Consider the following 17,981-nt stretch of genomic DNA (forward strand, 5'->3'; position numbering starts at 1 on the left):
ATCATCTATTGTAAAAGGCCAGATTGCTTGTATTTGAAAAATAAATAAATAGATTAAGAGGAAAATAAAAATACTATCATACCAATGAAACCCCTTTTTCATTGGGTTAAAGCCATAAAAGTTAATACAGCAAAACAGTATAAATTTATTCGTGACAATCTATCACTCACAAAGACATTTACCGGATCATCATTATCTATATTCTGAGTAGAAAGCCAGGAAAAACGCCATAAAGCGATAGCAGCAAAAGGTAACGTCAAAATGAAATAAAATGACTCATCCCTCGCATAAATAGTGTAGAAAAGGTAGGTGATGAACGTGGCTATCCCGGTACTGATTATCAGCCACTGAAGAAGCAATGGATGGTATTTTTTGAGAACTTTTCTTGTAGAGTGTTTTAATCCTAATTGCATTTCCAGTCGACGTTTATTTAAGGCAATAAATAAACTCAGTAAAGTTGCAGCTACAGTCAACCATCCTGAAATAGGCAATCCTATTCCTACGGTACCCGCGAGGACTCTTTGCATGAAACCTGTCGCAATACAGGCCACATCCAAAATAGGTATTAATTTTAATATATGGTTATAAGCCAGATTAACTACCAAATAAACTGTCAGAATAATAGCTAATTGTTTTGAAATGAACCACCCAAGGGTAAGGCCTGTTATCAGTAATAGAAACAACATGAAAATGGCCTCGGAAACCGACACATTATCACTTGCTATAGGACGACGACATTTATGAGGATGTAAACTGTCTTCCGATCGATCCTGGATGTCATTATAAATATATACCGCACTTGAAATCAAACAAAAAGCGAAAGAAGCTAATAAAGCAGGAACCAAATATCCTGATGCGGGTGTATAGAAAAACCCCAACATAACAAAAGCGGCTTTACTCCAATGTGATACCCGCAAGATTAAGAAAAAATGGCTCAGCCGTTCCATAAAACGTACCTTTATGAGGTTATTCATTAATTTGACCATGTAACATGTTCCTACAAAGCTTAAAACAGCACTGCTATTTACTCTTTAGATAAAAGTACCATAATTCAGAAAAAAAACATCCTTTCAATGACTTAATTGCCAAATAAAATAAGATCAGCAAAGAGAATGCAAAAATTTAGTAAAAAACAATCAAATATGATTGCATTAAGCCAATGAGCAAGTAAGATAAACTATACAAATAGATTACTCTCAACGGATATGAGGTATATATTATGCGCTTGATTCTTTCCAACGATGCCCTGGATAAACTGCCTTTTTTACGCGAACAATATCAAAAAGCAAGAAATGTTGATCTGGAAGAAACTCCTTCCATGTTAGGGTTACCTACTATGTTTGGCGGAACGGACATTAAAACCCGAAAAAAACAGGTTATCTTCATGGAGAAAATATTCGCCTTACTCCGGCCCAATCTAAAAAAACTAGAAAATATAACCTCCCCTGAGGAATTACCGGCTAATACGACTGCCTGGAGAGTTTACCTTACTGCATGTTGGTACGTGCAATCGCAAAACTCTAAAAACTCTGCTTTATCATCGGGCCTTAATGAGATGCTGGGAATAACCGCTGAAAATTACCCTGACGAAGAAGATAAGGAGAACTGCTACGCGACAGCCAATCGATTTATCAATACTAAAAATGCACTGGAAGAAGCAAACGTCGCATTGATCAACGCAAAATTAAGACCGTTCACTGAAAAAGACTGGAGTGATTTCGCGCAATTTATTAGCGAATCCAAGGTGAAAAAAGAATCTAGCAATCATTATACTGATTTTCCTATCACATCGATTGCTCAACCGTTATTCGCCGCAACGTTCGCCTACACTGGAGCTACAGTAGGTTTATTAAGCGGCGATGTAATCAGTAAATCTACTCAAGGCATGTCAGCCAAGTACCAACTCACAGCTCTAATCGGAGGGAGTCTTTTACTTTTCGGCCCTACGGGAACCACGGGGGTTGCCTTTTTTGCTCCAGTTATCGCAAGCAAATTAATTACTGCCTTTTGTAGTATTACTCTAGCCCATGTTCTAGGGGCTACCATGGGAATTATCGGTCATGGTGTAGGAACTGCAATAGGATTACCCTTGGATCTGGCTTATCATTTACTTTGGAAAGTGTGTGCTGCAATAAGTGGCTACTATTACAAAGATCCTGGTGCCCCAACAATTACCGGCATACGCATTTCAGACGGAGCCGCCATAATTAGTGGTATAGCAATAGCTATCACTCCTGTAGAGGAACTTAGCGAAGTTCATCAAAAACAAATAATAGAACTCAAAGAGGACGGTTCGCTGTATGTCAATGGTAAGGATATCATGACAGCACAAAGCGGAATTCAACTTCCACCAATGGTCATTGATGAGTTAAAAGAACATATAAAAAGGCACCCAGCAGCAATGATAGAGAACTCTGAAAGTGTGCAAGAAACGGTTTTAGCCGAAAATTCAGTTCAGGACACTCAGGATGAATCTCATGCACTGCCCTGTTCAATTTAGTTCTCCAATAACTAGCCCGCAATCGACAGCGTTTGCAGGCTTAGTTTAATACCTCATTCCTACCTGATCCGCTCCTAAAAGATTAGTCATCAGACTCAATAATTGATCAGTTGGTGTTACATGCCACTGCTGTGGCAAACTCAAATGTGCTTTTGCATGTTCATTCATATAATTTAATTGAACGATACAACGCCCCGAATGGGATTTTAAAATCGTCTGGATTGAAGTAATTAACGATTCACTGTTTTGCTTAAGGCGCAGTTCCAAACAACGTGCAAACTTGGTGCGAGCATCAGCAATACTGTAAAGCTGGGTGGCGGTCATTTTCACGCCCCCATTATAATCATCAAGCGCAACCTCACCCTCAACAACCAGCATGTGCCCTGTTGCTATAGGATCAGTACACTGTTCAAAAATTTCACCAAAGACCACTACATCCATTCTGGCTGTAGAATCATCCACGCCAAGGATTACCAATTTTTTACCACGTTTGGTAATGATCTTTCGAACACTTGAAACCTGTGCACAAATATTTGCCTTTTTATGCATTGAGGGATTTAGTTGACTTATAGGCAGGATAAAATCGCCGAATTCTCGTCGATATTGATCTGCAGGATGCCCTGTAAGGTAAAAGCCCAAAACCTCTCGCTCTCCTTCGAGTCTTTGTGCCTCAGACCAAGGTTTGCAGGAATTATAACTTTGTTCACTGGCATTATCTTCAAGCAGCGAGAATAAATCAAATTGTCCGCTGGACTGATTTTGATGCTCTTTTTCAGCGACTTTTAACGCTTTTTCCAAAGATGCCGTCAATACTGCTCGTTCCACTTGCCAATCATCAAAGCCTCCGCTTTTAATCAAAGCCTCAAGTACCCTTCTGTTCACTTTACGCAAATCGAGTCTTTGACAAAAAGTGAATAAATCAGTGTAGGTATCATTTCTCCCACGCTCTTCAGTAATACAGTCAATGGCTGACTCTCCCACCCCTTTTATAGCCCCAAGTCCATAAATAATGGTGGTATCATCGCTAACTGTAAAATGATACAAAGAACGATTAATAGATGGGGGTAACACCTTTAATTTCATATGGGCACATTCATCTATAAAGGTGACTACCTTATCGGTATTATCCATATCTGAAGACATGACAGCAGCCATAAATGCGGCGGGATAATGGGCTTTGAGCCAAGCGGTTTGGTAAGCAACTAAAGCATAGGCTGCCGAATGTGATTTATTGAATCCATAACCTGCAAATTTCTCCATCAAGTCAAATATATGAGTTGCAACCTGCTCGTCTACACCCCTTTCTGTCGCACCCTTGGTAAAAATCTCCCTTTGCATGGCCATTTCTTCAGGTTTTTTCTTACCCATAGCTCTTCTTAACATATCAGCAGCACCTAAGGTGTAATTTGCCAATACCTGAGCAATTTGCATTACTTGTTCTTGATATAAAATGACCCCATACGTTGGCTTTAGAATAGGCTCCAAATCAGGATGAGGGTAATCCACCAAAGCTCTACCGTGCTTTCGATCAATAAAATCGTCAACCATACCTGATTGCAAAGGTCCAGGTCTAAACAGGGCGACCAAAGCAATGATGTCTTCAAAACAATCGGGCTGAAGCCGGCTAATCAATTCCTTCATACCTCGTGATTCAAGCTGAAAAACTGCCGTAGTTTTACAGGCCTTTAATAAATCAAAGGTAGCGGGATCATTCGTAGGTATTTGACTGATGTCTACAGGAACTAAACCTGATTGCTGACACTGTTTGTTAACCGTGGCTAATGCCCAATCAATAATGGTCAGTGTTCTTAAACCTAAAAAGTCAAATTTGACTAAGCCAGCCGCCTCAACATCATCTTTATCAAATTGACAGACTATTTGATTCGAACCCTCTTCACAGTAAATCGCTGTGAAATCAGTAAGTTGCGATGGAGCAATGACTACGCCCCCGGCATGCTTTCCTGCATTACGGGTTATTCCTTCCAATTTGAGTGCCAGATCGATTAATTCTTTAACTTCTTCTTCATCTTCATACCGTCTTTGAAGCTCGGGTTCAAGCTCCAGAGCTTTACTTAAAGTAATTCCTATTTCAAATGGAATTAATTTTGCCAGTTTATCGACAAAACCATAGGGATGGCCAAAAACACGTCCTACATCTCGTATAACCGCTTTTGCAGCCATAGTGCCAAAGGTAATAATTTGAGACACACTTTGCCTGCCGTATTTTTCGGCGACATAATCAATAACTCTATCCCGACCCTCCATACAGAAATCAATGTCAAAGTCAGGCATGGAAACCCGTTCAGGATTCAAAAATCGTTCAAAAAGCAATTCGTATTCTAAAGGATCCAGATCGGTAATCTTTAATGCATAGGCAACAAGAGAACCCGCCCCTGAACCCCGTCCCGGTCCAACCGGGACACCATTTTTCTTGGCCCATTGAATGAAGTCAGCAACGATTAAGAAATAACCGGCAAAACCCATGTTATTGATCACTTCTAATTCAATGTGCAAGCGGCGATCATATTCGCCTCTTGCCGCCATTAGATCATCTTCTGATTTTGTGCGAAATAATTGTTTTAAACGCTCCTCCAGCCCTACCTCGGATAAGTGGGATAAATAAGCTTCAACCGTAGAGCCTGTAGGAATGGGAAAATTGGGTAAGTAATTATTACCCAAATCAATTTTTAAGCTGCACCGTTTACTAATTTCCACCGTATTTGTAACTGCGCTTGGCAAATCAGAAAATAATGCTTCCATTTCTTCTGCTGACCGCAAATACTGTTGAGAACTATGTCGTTGAACTCGTCTTGGATCCGCTAAACCATACCCTTCATGAATACAAACTCGAGCCTCATGTGCTTCAAAATCCTCTTCATCAATGAAATGAACGTCATTCGTAGCAACAATGGGTAAATTAAGCTCTTCTGCCAAAGCAATCAACTTTTCGTTATAATGAGTTTCGTCTGCTCGGCCGGTACGTTGGATCTCCAAATAAAATCGATTAGGGAATAACTTCATCCAGTGTAACGCACGTGTTTTTGCTAGAGGCTCATCATTAGCTAACAGCGCTTGACCAATATCACCAAACTTTCCCCCTGATAAGGCAATTAATCCAGCGGCATAATCATCAATCCATTGATTTTGGACGCGGGGCTGGCCTTGATATTGTCCCTCCTGGTAGGCTTTAGACACCAAACAGGTTAAATTTTTATACCCTTCAGAATTAAGGCATAAGAGCACTAAAGAGGAAATAACATCGGGACTCTCAGGATTATGGCAAGGTAAATCACTGCCGATGATGGGTTTAATTCCGGCATCTACAGCACTCTTAAACACCTTTACTGCGGCAAATAAATTGCAATAATCAGTCACTGCTACAGCAGACATCCCTCGAGCCGATACAGCCTTCATTAGTGGTTTAATTCGAACCAAACCATCAACTAAAGAAAACTCCGTGTGGACACGCAAATGAACAAATCGTTGTTGCATAGGGGATAAACTCATTAAGCATAATAGGTGAACTTTACCCTAAATAGGGTTAACTAATCTAGGGGCTGATAACAATTCACCTTTTACAAATTAGATTGATGAGGATCAAAAGCGTCCCTTACGGCATCTGCAAATAAATTAATAGCTAAGACTAAAAGAAACATCAGTAAAAATGCCGCAAATATTGGCCACCAAACTAAGGGATCACGCGTTAATTCAAGTCGAGCACCATTAATCATATTCCCCCAACTGATTGTCATTGGCGATACCCCTACTCCCACATAAGATAAAACTGCCTCAGCCAAGACCAGAAAACTAAAATCCAGGACCAGGGTTATGACCACAATATGCATCATATTAGGCAGCAAATGTTTGCGAATAATTGTAAACCAATTGCTCCCCTGTGCCCGTGCCGCTGTGACATAATCTACTTCGCGTAATTTCAGGGTTTCTGCTCGCAACAGACGACATAAACTTGTCCAACTGGTAACCCCAAGAATCAAACAAAGAGCTAATAATCGTGCATCAGCACTTTGCGCAAGAGTTGTAAACTGTTCAGGGTGACTGGCGATATAGGTTTGCAAGGACAACACTGATGCTGTAATTAACAATACGCCAGGAATCGAACTTAATGTGGTATATACATATTGAATAATATCATCGATTACGCCACCAAAATATCCTGCGGCTATCCCAAGAAACAATGCCAGGGGTAGCATAAATAGAGTGGTTAACAGCCCAATAATTAGTCCCGTACGAATGCTTTTGATAGTAAAATAAAAGATGTCCTGTCCAATTTGACCAGTACCAAACAAATGGAATGATCGAGAGAGCCAATAAGAAAAAAAAACTGCGAATACCAGAATACCCAAGGTAATTAAAGCGCTCATACCCGGGGCGCTTAAAGCATAAATATGCTCGGAGCACCTAACCAATTTGATTACAACACTTACCAACCAACAACCTATAATGAAAACAAGAGAATATACTAAAGAGCGACTGCCAATCTCTTTGATGAGTTCATCTCTATCAGCTTTAGTTGTTACCGACTGGGGAGGATAGTTTAAACGTGGATATACCTGTTTCGCTAAACCATTAATCAATTCCGTCTCTGTAACAAACATTGTCAAAGCTAAGGGTGCAGAATAAGTTTTCTCATACGTGCTGCCAAGAGGAGCCACTATTTTATCTAAAAAAGACTCCGCATGTTCAGTTCCATTCTTTGTTGATTGGAGATGAATGGAATCCAACACGCCTATGGTTAAAAAAAATAATAATACTATGCCTGCACTAACTGCCAGCGGCCTATGCAGAATGAGAGAAAAGGACATTCTGATGTGTCGTTTGCGCAAGCTGGCTAAAATCATGACGCAACTCAATACTAGAAGAGTGAGAAAACACTTGTCTGACCAGAGTAATTCAAATCTCATTGCTCCCCTCTCAACCTATTTCGACTCATGATAATCGTACCCGGGGATCAACGAGCACATAGGAAAAATCAGTTAATACTAATCCCACGATATAAAGAATAGAACCTAAAAAAACCATAGCTCTGACTATGGCAAAATCCTGTTGCTGGATGGCATCAATGATATAGCTCCCCAGTCCTGGAACTCCAAAAAAAGATTCCAGAACTAGACTGCCCATAAATAAAGAAGGAATAATTACTACGATACCGGTTAAAATGGGCAGCATTGCATTTTTTAATACGTGTCTAAAAAGAACTCTTTGTTCCGATAACCCTTTAGCACGTGCTGTTTTAACATAATCCTTATTAATTTCTTCCAGAAATAAAGTACGATACCATCGGGAACCTGCTCCTATCTGGCCAAGAACCGCCACAATAACAGGCAACATAATAAATTTCAGTGCATCCATACCCCCATCATAACCAGAGATAGGGAATAACTTTAATATTTTTCCAAACAGAAACTGACCGCCAATAATATAAAATAAACTGGAAATAGACATTAAAATAATACAAATAATTACCCCAGCTAAATCAAGGTACGTGGTCCGAAAAAAGGCCATGGACATCGCAAACATAATATTAACCACTATGCCTAACACTAAAACAGGTAAGGCAATAGCCAAGCTAGGCCACATTCTATAACCAATATCATAACTAATATCTCTGCCCGCATCAGAAACTCCAAACTCAAAGCGAAACAACATCAATGATTTTTGGAAAAATAACGTTTCTTTCACACGATTAATTCCTAATTGAGATCCATTATAAAACAAAGGTAAATTGTAACCATGAACTTGTTTCCATTCATCTACTGCTGTTTGCGCCACATGCTTATTTCCTAAATGCATGCGGGCGATATCATCGGGTGTATTGACCATGAAAAACAAAACAAAAGTTAGTAGATTTATTCCAAATAGGATAGGGATTGCATACATAACCCGACGAAGCATATATCTGATCATGATATTTTAATCCTTGCAGCCGGCAACTTTTCCTTCTTTATATAAGCAATGAACAGAAAAGCGGTTAAAGCAATAATGAGGAGGAGCAGTATACCTAACGGCCATAGAACAGGCTGATTCCAGGTAAGGCGTAATTCATTTCGCTTAGATACATTGATAGAAACATACTTTAAGGTATTGTGTGAAATTGTATCCGCTTTAACTCGTGAAACCCAGCTTTGGGACAAAGTAAAATCCTGTGAATGCATACCCCACACCCAAGGGGCATCATTTCTTATTATTTCTAACATTTTGTCGATAATCTCCTGCCTTTGCTGGTCATTGCTCCGATTTTTCATTAAATCATATAAGCGATCATACTCAGGATTCTTATAATTTGTAGCATTCTCTCCACCATATTTTACCTTGCCATTTGGTCCGTAGAGCTGAAAGAGAAAATTTTCAGGATCTGGATAGTCTGCATTCCATCCCCAACTAAATAATTGCATATTACCTGTACGAATTTTTTCCTGAAAACGATTATAAAGAGTTGCTCTGATATTCAGATCAATGCCAATGCTAGCGAATTGTTTACGCATCCAATCCAAAATGGATTTATCTTCAGGTGTGCCCTTGGTGGTCACATCGTAATGAAGTATTAAACTTGCGCCGCTTTTAGGATCAATACCCTCAGGATAACCTGCCTCCGTCATCAATTTTTTAGCATCCTCTAAGGAACGCCTTCTTATAGCATTATCGTTCCATTCATACACATAAGGATTAATCCCGGCTTGGCCCTGTTTATGGCCATATATGCCGGGGGGAATAGGCCCTTGTGCTGGACGTCCTCGTCCATTATAAAAAATGGCGATATATTCATCGTAATTCACGGCAATGGAAATTGCCTGTCTTAACTTTCGTGCTCTTTCACTAGTTCCGCCAACCACACCATCAAACATATTAAAACCCATATAAAAAATATTAGGTTCCAAAGTTTGAGTTAAGTAAATTTTTTTAGCAGCCATTTCCTCACTTAGCATGGCTTCCCCAAAACGATTGATTCGTATTGCCTGATCAAAACTATCCGCACTAATCCCTGAAACATCATAATATCCCTGTAAAAATTTATTCCAGCGAGGTATTGATTCTTTTTCCAAGGTATAAACAGCTTTATCAATCAAAGGTAAACGCTTTCCTGCATTGTCCAGATAGCCTGTTTTTCTGTCTTCTTCAGAAGCATTTAAAGGAAAATATACTTCCCGATAATTAGGATTTTTTTCAAGTACCATTCGTCTATTCGGATTATTTTCCGTTAACATAAATGGACCCGTGCCGATAGGATACCAGCCAAAATTGATATTTTTATCATCCATTCCATTTTGTGAGTAAAATAAATCCACCTCCCAGGGAACAGGTGAAAAAAATGGCATTGCCATCCAATATAAAAATTGGGAATACTGTCCTTTTAAAGTAATTTCAACGGTATAATCATCCAGCTTTTTTACCCCTTTTAATGGAAAGTTCCGCAGATCCACATACTGGTTTTCACCTCTACCAGAAGAAGGAAGCAAATCAGCGAACTCCTTAAAACCAAGAATATACTCACTCATCAACCCATAAATCGGTGAGCTTACGGCAGGATTAGCCAAACGTTTTATTTGATAAATAAAATCATCAATAATTAATTCACGAGTTCCTGTGTATTTAAAATCGGATAACTTATGGATGTCATGATCATCAAGATAATCTTCATCGATATCAAAATAGCGATAAGACCCATTTTTATTTTTAGCTAATGCTGGATGCGGTTGATAGAAAATGCCCTTTTTGATTTGGACAGTGTATACACTATAGGTGGGTTCGATCTTGCTCCCATTAGTAATAAAGGCTCCATTGGCATCAAGATATTCAGGTTGTGGCAATTCCATAGCTATTAAAGGTGTCAGTTGGTAAGGTCGAGTAAAATAATCGTATGCAAGCATGGGTTCATAAATCTGGGTTATAAACACATATTCATTTGCAGAATAGGAGCGAGCTGGATCCAGTGTTTTAGGCTGTTGTGTAAAGGAAGAGTAATATATATTTTCTTTAGTCTCGCTTTCTGGATAGGGATTATTCATTATCCAGCCGTCAGCATACACTAAACCCCAGTTTATTAGCATGAAAACCAGCAACACTCTTATAAAGGTTAGTCGTCCCACCCACTTTTCCCTGTACCAAATAACCATATTAACTTTGCAGTATATCCCTAATTGGATTTTTTCCAAAATGGCAATTTAAGGAGCCGGGAAGCTTCATCTCGAACTTAACGCGATCTCTGTTTCCAAATTTAAAGAGGGTACATCCCTTTACCCTTGGCTTACTTAAATCTCAATCTTATTTTTAGGTTCAAAGGGACAGCATCTTTAGCAACTGTTCCTCTTCCAGAACAGCAACACCTAGTTCTGTTGCCTTTACCAACTTGGACCCAGCTTCGCTTCCGGCAATTAGGAAATCTGTTTTTGCAGATACACTACCGCTTACTTTAGCACCTAAGGCCAATAGTTTTGCTTTTGCATCTTCACGCCCCATAGTATTCAGGGTACCGGTTAATACCACTGTCCTCCCAAATAAAGGATGCTCTTGATTGATTACTTTTTTTTCTGTTTTAGGCCAATGGATACCCAACTCTAACAAACGTTGAATCACCTCAAGATTGTGGGGTTGAGCAAAAAAATGTACCACATAGGCAGCACCTACCGGTCCTATGTCATTTAAGCTCATCAGCTCATCCACAGTAGCAGACTGAATAGCATCAATATCTGAGAAATGTTCTGCTAAAACGCGAGCACTGGACTCACCAATTTCCCTAATCCCTAATGCATAAAGAAACCGGTTAAACGTGGTTTTCTTACTCTGTTCTAAAGACGACAATAGATTTTGTGCTGACCTCTCTCCCATTCTGGGTAGATTGGCCAAAGTAGGCAAATCAAGCTCATACAGATCAGATAAACGATGCACTATACCCTCATCGACTAACTGCTCTATGAGCACAGAGCCTAAACCGTCTACATCCATAGCCTTGCGGGATGCAAAATGCCACATCATTCTTTTTAACTGAGCTTTGCAAAATAGACCCCCGATACATCGTGCAACAGCTTCTCCTTCCTCGCGGATGACCTCAGATCCACATATTGGACATTGTTCAGGAAGATGAATCATTTCAGTATCGGATGGACGATTGACCAACACCACGGAGACTACCTCAGGAATCACATCCCCAGCCCGACGAATAATCACCGTGTCGCCAATGCGTATATCTTTACGGGCAATTTCATCAAGATTATGCAAGGTAGCATTGCTTACGGTTACACCACCTACACTTACAGGTTCCAGGCGAGCCACAGGAGTCAATGCTCCGGTTCTTCCTACTTGAAAATCAACAGCTATTAATCGAGTCATTTCTTCTGAGGCAGGGAACTTATGAGCACAGGCAAAACGAGGGGCACGCGACACATAGCCTAATTGTTGCTGCAAAGGAATACTGTCAATTTTATAAACCACACCATCAATTTCAAAAGGTAACTTATCTCGTTTGACCAGCATGGCATGATAATAACTCAAACAGCCCTCTATTCCAGATTCCTTTCTGGTTTCAGAAGACACTCTAAAACCAAAATCTTTAAGCAATTGCAGTTGCAATAAATGACTGGCAGGTAATCGGTACCCTTCGCAAGCGCCAATCCCATAACAATATATAGCCAAGGGTCTGTTAGCAGTAATGGCCGGATTTAATTGTCTTAAACTACCTGCTGCTGCATTACGCGGATTTGCAAAAGTTTTTTCTCCCGACGCTCTTGCTTTCCGATTATAAGCTTCGAACCCCGCTTTAGGAATATAAACTTCCCCGCGCACTTCTATAAATTGAGGTGGATTTTGAGTTCTTAATTTTAAGGGAACTGCTGTAATGGTCTTAATATTTGCAGTAATGTTTTCGCCAACGGTTCCATCTCCCCGGGTTGCAGCATGAGTTAATATACCCAATTCATAAGTAAGATTTACTGCCAAACCATCAAGTTTGGGTTCACAGGTAAAAATTAGCTGCTGATTAGGCTCATCCAATTTATCGGTCGCACGTTTAATAAATGACTGTAATTCCTCGGTTGAAAAGACATTAGAGAGCGATAACATAGGCTGTTTGTGAGCGACAGGCATAAAGGCTTCCAGGGGGGTGCCACTAACTCTTTGTGTTGGTGAATCTGCTGTTAAAAATTGCGGATATTCAGCTTCTAATTTTTGTAAGGCTCGGAAACAACGATCGTACTCCGCATCGGGTATCAGGGGTTCATCCAGTGCATAATAATGATAATCATAATCTCTTATTTGCTCTTTAAGTGCCGCGATCAGTCCCTTTATCTCGATATCACCCATTAAAAAAATCACCAAAAAATTTAAAACATCAGTTTATCATTATTATGTTCAATTTCGAATATTAGCATTATTAACCACACAGTTTTTCACTGATTTTTAGCATCTATCCTCCCCGGCATTCACTTCTTGAACATGATATAAAATCCATGTTATAGATATTGAATACCATAAATGAGGCATAAGAGAAATGGAACTTCACCGTGTTTTAATTACTTTTTTTTTGTTTGTATTTTTTACTTCACTCCAGGCAACTCCACCCACAGACGAAAATCAAGGGATCGCCTTTGTTCATGGTACTCGAGATCATCGCGAGGATGCTTACGGAGGATATTGGAAAACGGAGTTTATTCAAAGTGTTATTCAGCGCATGGAAAATCCAGAAAATTATTTTATAGTCCATTGTGATTTTAGCCGTTACATGTGGCATGAAGATGCCGCGAATTGTACTACCGTTCAGCTTTTAACTTTTATAGCTGATAAAAATATCAGCTCTCTTACTGTTTATACTCACTCTGATGGTGCCAATATCATACGGTGGATTCTTTCAAATCCTACCTACGATGAAAAATTTCTGAGGCTAACACACAAAATTAAACAAGTGATTGCTATAGCACCATCAAGTGGAGGAACCCCCTTGGCAGACGAGGTGCTGAATGGCGGTGTATTTGAAACCAGTCTCGCCTGGTTATTGGGCTACATCTCTGATGCCGTAAAACAACAGCGTGTCTCTGATATGCTTATTTTTAATCAAGAACTACTCTTGGGTGGAAAAGGTCGTCCTTCTTTATCGGTACCATTTAAAGTCATTGTAGGTACTGATGTGTTCGCATCTCCTTTTTCTTCATCCAGTTATTGCAATGGGTACTGGCATAATAGTGGTCTTAAAATTGCTAAATTATATCTTGATCCCTGTTCTGATGGTTTTTTAAATTGTTCTTCACAAGCAGAAGCTGGAGATGTCTGGTTTTATGATTTGGATAAAACAGAAAATAATATCCCTTTAAGTCATAATCAAAGCCGTCATTCCTGTTTTGGTTTGGATGAAATTCTTCTCACTGCTATAGCTGCAAACGGAGTTGCATAATGAAAATAAAGACCACTCACCTTATTTTGATGTCTGCATTGGGTTTCTCACAAATCCATGCATACACTTTACCCAGCCAAACGACAAAGGCATACGAATGCGATCTTTGCAGCAAATTATCGCATGAAAAACTGCAAGATAAATGGAGCATTTCGGATGAGCCATTGAATAAGAAAATCACCAATATCCAAAAAAGTTTCGGATATAAAGAACGAGTGACCGCCAAACAATTGCAGGCTGGTGTGGTCGTAACAACATTGGCACCAGGAGCAGTAATTCGCATAACGCCCTTACAAAAAAAACCGGTTCCTCAATTGCTGATTAAAGCATCCACCAGTAAACTAATGAATTTGAAAGATGCCTCCTCTCTTTACAGCCAGGATGAAGTATCAGGAGATGAGTACTTTGCAACAAGATATCAAACCATATTGCAAATTAAACCTGAATTAGGTGCTGGTAAATTTATCATCAAAAGTACAGATTTTAATGGAAAAAATTCTAATGCTTACCTAATCAGTGTATTGGACAAGTTCTCTTTACTTTACTTACAAGTTGAATCTGATTCAGTTCATTATCAATACGGTGAAAAATTAACCTCAACAATTACTCTTAAAGATAATGACGCTGATTATTCCATTAGCGATATTGATCTTTCTCTGGTGGGTCCCAGAGGACAAGTTACCCCCTTAAAATTAACCAGACTCAAACGGAACAAATTCGAAGCCATTACTGTTCTTGATTCTGAATTAAATGATCATGGTGAAAATTGGTATATTGAAGCAAACATAGAAACTGATATAGGCGAAACACGAATCAAGCGAAGTGGGCATACCGCATTTTCTTACTCAATTCCATCTGCCAGTTTATTGACCATCACTAAAACCTCATCCAAGCCATTAACTTTTAGGGCTACCGTGGATGTTGCAACCGCAAGCAGATACGCATTGCAAAGCGTAATATTTCATAAAAACAGCAATGGTGAAATTATGCCCATTGAAACCACTCAAAGTGCTCAATGGTGTGAATCAGGCAATCAGGTAATCGAATTTACCTTTGACAACTCCAGACAATTATCAGACGATAGTCTCTACTTAGGTTATTTACGTCTGTTGGATTACGGCCAATTAAAAACCGTCTATCAATATAACCAACCAATTAAGGTTACTAAATTACTGGAATAATGAATGTTATTTTTTTCTTCTATTACACTGATGGAGGGCATAGGATACGGCATTGCCCTTCAGTTCGTCCTGCTTCTCTGGTTTTTTAAAAAACAAAATCAGCAGAAGGCTCTAAGTGAACTGCTCCATGAAAAAATTCAACAAGCATTAACAACACAGCTTCATCAGTTACATCTTGATTTAAGCCAATCGTATCAAAGCAGCCAACACTCCATTAATGAAAAAGTAGCTCAAGGCCAGCTGTCTATGCAATTGCTCATGAGTGATACCATCCAAAAACAAATGAGTGATGTAAGAGAGCAAATGAATCACAGTTTCAAACAGCATGCGAGCTCCCTTACTTCCCACTTGCAAATACTTACCGAAGAAATTCGCACTCACCTGCATACTCTTACCCAACAAGTAAATCATAAATTGACGGAAGGTTTTGAAAAAACCTCATCCACTTTTATTGATGTTGTGAAAAGATTAACCATTATCGATGAAGCGCAAAAAAAAATTACTGAACTTTCCAATCATGTCGTCAGTCTGCAGGATGTATTGGTAGACAAAAAAGCCAGAGGTGCATTTGGCGAGGTTCAGCTTTCTACTCTGATAAGCAATATGATTCCCAGCGCTCACTATCAAATGCAATATACCTTAAGTAACCAAAAACGTGCAGATTGCATTTTATTTTTACCTGAACCCACGGGAAATGTAGTGATTGATGCCAAATTCCCCTTGGAAACCTATCAACGACTAATCAATACAGAGGCCGTTTCTGTTGAGAGAAAATCCCTGCAACAACAATTTCGTCAAGACATTCAAAAACACATTAAAGACATCGCCGAAAAATACATTATACCGAATGAAACTACTGATGGGGCCATGATGTTTATTCCAGCTGAATCTATCTTCGCTGAAATTCACGCCAATTATCCCGAATTGATTTCCATGTCACAAAGAATGAAGGTATGGTTGGTTTCACCAAGTACCCTTATGGCCGTTCTTACAACGGCGAAAGCGGTATTAAAAGATGATGCGACAAGAAAACAGGTTCACATCATCCAAAAGCATTTGCACGCGCTGGCTGATGATTTCCAGCGTTTTGAAAAACGTATGGATAAATTATCCAAGCATATTGATTTGGCTCATCAGGATGTAAATGAAGTCAATACATCGGCAAAAAAAATCACTTCTCGTTTTCAGAAAATTGAATCTGTTGAAATGGATTTGAAAGAATTGGAATCATCTCTTGAAACATCTATAGTGTAATAAGACCTAAGGTGTAACCCGCCTCGTATGCCTTATAGCGATAAACGGTTATGGATAGAAGTTGTTGAACCTTTAAAAAGGAAACTACTGTGCTGAAACGTGATATTTCTACAACAAACATACTCATTGCTTCCGCAGGAGGAATGGTCGGCTCCGGATGGCTTTTTAGCCCCTTCATTAGTGCTCAAATGGCAGGGTCCAATGCTTTAATAAGTTGGGTAATAGCAGCTCTTTTCATGATATTTATTGCCCTGCCCTTATGTGAATTAGGAACCATGTTTCCTATATCAGGCGGAATGTCTAATTATCCTTCGTTTACCCACGGTCAGGAAGTTGGCTTTTTATTCGCCTGGACCTCCTGGCTTTCTTATGTTGTTATGACTCCGATTGAAATCCAGGCCATTCTCCAATATTCCAGTCATTTTTTTCCCACTTTAATTGTGAATGATCCTACAACCCTCAGATTGTCAGGTTATGGATATCTGGTTGCTATAGGAATCATGCTTTTTGTCGTCCTCCTGAACTCTTATGGCATTAAAATGCTGGCTGAGTGCAACAAATACGCCAGTATCATTAAATTTACCTTGCCTGCTATTGCGATCATTGCTCTTTTACATAGCGCACCTAATATGGCGAACGTCAGCATCCATTTAGGTGATAAGTCCAGCTGGGCAAATATCTTTGCCGCACTCTCTGCAGGAGGAGTAATATTTGCCTTTACAGGGTTTCAGAATGGTTTAATCCTGGCAGGTGAGGTGAAAAATCCTCAACGCAATATTCCGATAGCGATTTTAGGTGCAGTCCTGATTGGTTTTATTTTATATTTTATGTTGCAATTAAGTTTTCTTGCCGCAGTGCCGCAAAAGTATCTGACCCAGGGTTGGAGTGCATTGAATTATCCCGGTGACAGTGGTCCTCTGGTGGGGTTAACTTTGTTACTCGGATTAGGAGTTGTGGCTACTCTTTTAATGATAGATGCCGCCTTTTCTCCCTTTGGAACAACCCTTGTCTATACTGCAGCAACTTCCAGAATAGTATATGGAATGGCTCTAAATCATCACTTGCCCAAAGTGTTTTTAAAAGTGAATCGGCATAAAATTCCATATATAACCCTCTATGCGAATTTTTTAGTCGGTGTTTTTTCTTTCTTACCCTTCCCTGGCTGGCAAAAACTGGTAGCATTTCTTTCCTCAGCCAGTATTCTTTCTTATAGTATCGGTCCTATTTGTCTTCTAGCCATGCGAAAATTGCAACCGAACACTCATAGACCGTTCAAACTTTCCAGTCACGTATTTTTTTCTCATCTCGCTTTTTATATTTGTAACCTGATGTTGTACTGGTGTGGCTTCTCTATTTTATGGAAACTTGATGTGGCGTTACTAATCGGTCTTTTTATAGCTATAACTTATCATGGTAAAAGCCTTTTTACGCCAAATTATCCACTTTATTGGTTCATATTTTATATGTCCTCGCTGCTCATAGTCTCTTATTATGGTTCCTTCGGTGGTATAGGGCTCTTGCATTTTCCCTTTGATTTAGCATGCCTTTTACCGCTTAGTATGCTAACCCTTTACTTGTCCCAACGTGTCTTAAACAGCGACACTCATAAGGAAATCACGTGTGAGGTGGAAGGGGCTCCTGCTTAACC

11 protein-coding genes are annotated in these 17,981 nt (G+C 39.5%); 5 read left to right on the plus strand and 6 right to left on the minus strand.

Going from position 1 to position 17,981, the window contains the following annotated elements; translation table 11 throughout:
* Positions 1 to 98: 98 nt before the first annotated feature.
* On the minus strand, positions 99 to 974 hold the full coding sequence (locus tag HRS36_RS12240) for a decaprenyl-phosphate phosphoribosyltransferase (protein WP_420814302.1): 876 nt from the start codon (positions 972 to 974) through the stop codon (positions 99 to 101).
* Positions 975 to 1,219: 245 nt separating this feature from the next.
* Between HRS36_RS12240 and HRS36_RS12245 the strand changes: the two genes are divergently transcribed.
* Positions 1,220 to 2,500 carry a type IV secretion protein Dot gene (locus HRS36_RS12245; protein ID WP_173237518.1) on the plus strand — a complete coding sequence of 427 codons (1,281 nt, stop codon included), beginning with the start codon at positions 1,220 to 1,222 and terminating at the stop codon, positions 2,498 to 2,500.
* Positions 2,501 to 2,545: 45 nt separating this feature from the next.
* On the opposite strand, the gene dnaE is transcribed toward HRS36_RS12245, so the two are convergent.
* The 5 genes from dnaE to ligA form a co-directional block, all read right to left on the minus strand.
* The gene (gene dnaE / locus HRS36_RS12250) at positions 2,546 to 5,992 is read right to left on the minus strand and encodes a DNA polymerase III subunit alpha (protein WP_173237519.1); all 3,447 of its coding nucleotides are present in this window, start codon (positions 5,990 to 5,992) and stop codon (positions 2,546 to 2,548) included.
* Positions 5,993 to 6,075: 83 nt separating this feature from the next.
* A complete protein-coding gene (locus tag HRS36_RS12255; RefSeq protein ID WP_173237520.1) occupies positions 6,076 to 7,422 on the minus strand; it encodes an ABC transporter permease in 1,347 nt (448 codons plus the stop codon).
* A 25-nt stretch (positions 7,423 to 7,447) separates the two neighbouring features.
* Positions 7,448 to 8,425: an ABC transporter permease gene (locus HRS36_RS12260; RefSeq protein ID WP_173237521.1), complete on the minus strand. Its 978-nt coding sequence runs from the start codon at positions 8,423 to 8,425 to the stop codon at positions 7,448 to 7,450.
* On the minus strand, positions 8,422 to 10,566 hold the full coding sequence (locus tag HRS36_RS12265; RefSeq protein WP_173238519.1) for an ABC transporter substrate-binding protein: 2,145 nt from the start codon (positions 10,564 to 10,566) through the stop codon (positions 8,422 to 8,424). The genes HRS36_RS12260 and HRS36_RS12265 overlap by 4 nt, the downstream gene beginning before the upstream one ends.
* 226 nt (positions 10,567 to 10,792) lie before the next feature.
* A complete protein-coding gene (gene ligA, locus HRS36_RS12270; RefSeq protein WP_173237522.1) occupies positions 10,793 to 12,814 on the minus strand; it encodes an NAD-dependent DNA ligase LigA in 2,022 nt (673 codons plus the stop codon).
* A 187-nt stretch (positions 12,815 to 13,001) separates the two neighbouring features.
* On the opposite strand from ligA, the gene HRS36_RS12275 reads away from it, so the two are divergent.
* The 4 genes from HRS36_RS12275 to HRS36_RS12290 all read left to right on the plus strand — a co-directional run bounded on the left by HRS36_RS12275 (position 13,002) and on the right by HRS36_RS12290 (position 17,979).
* The gene (locus HRS36_RS12275) at positions 13,002 to 13,898 is read left to right on the plus strand and encodes a hypothetical protein (RefSeq protein WP_173237523.1); all 897 of its coding nucleotides are present in this window, start codon (positions 13,002 to 13,004) and stop codon (positions 13,896 to 13,898) included.
* Positions 13,898 to 15,079: a DUF4785 domain-containing protein gene (locus HRS36_RS12280; RefSeq protein ID WP_226905465.1), complete on the plus strand. Its 1,182-nt coding sequence runs from the start codon at positions 13,898 to 13,900 to the stop codon at positions 15,077 to 15,079. The genes HRS36_RS12275 and HRS36_RS12280 overlap by 1 nt, the downstream gene beginning before the upstream one ends.
* A 3-nt stretch (positions 15,080 to 15,082) precedes the next feature.
* Positions 15,083 to 16,333 carry a DNA recombination protein RmuC gene (locus tag HRS36_RS12285; RefSeq protein ID WP_173237524.1) on the plus strand — a complete coding sequence of 417 codons (1,251 nt, stop codon included), beginning with the start codon at positions 15,083 to 15,085 and terminating at the stop codon, positions 16,331 to 16,333.
* An 89-nt stretch (positions 16,334 to 16,422) separates the two neighbouring features.
* Positions 16,423 to 17,979 carry an APC family permease gene (locus HRS36_RS12290; RefSeq protein WP_173237525.1) on the plus strand — a complete coding sequence of 519 codons (1,557 nt, stop codon included), beginning with the start codon at positions 16,423 to 16,425 and terminating at the stop codon, positions 17,977 to 17,979.
* Positions 17,980 to 17,981: the final 2 nt, after the last annotated feature.

The organism is Legionella antarctica, assembly GCF_011764505.1.
GTDB classification, from domain to species: Bacteria; Pseudomonadota; Gammaproteobacteria; order Legionellales; family Legionellaceae; genus Legionella; species Legionella antarctica.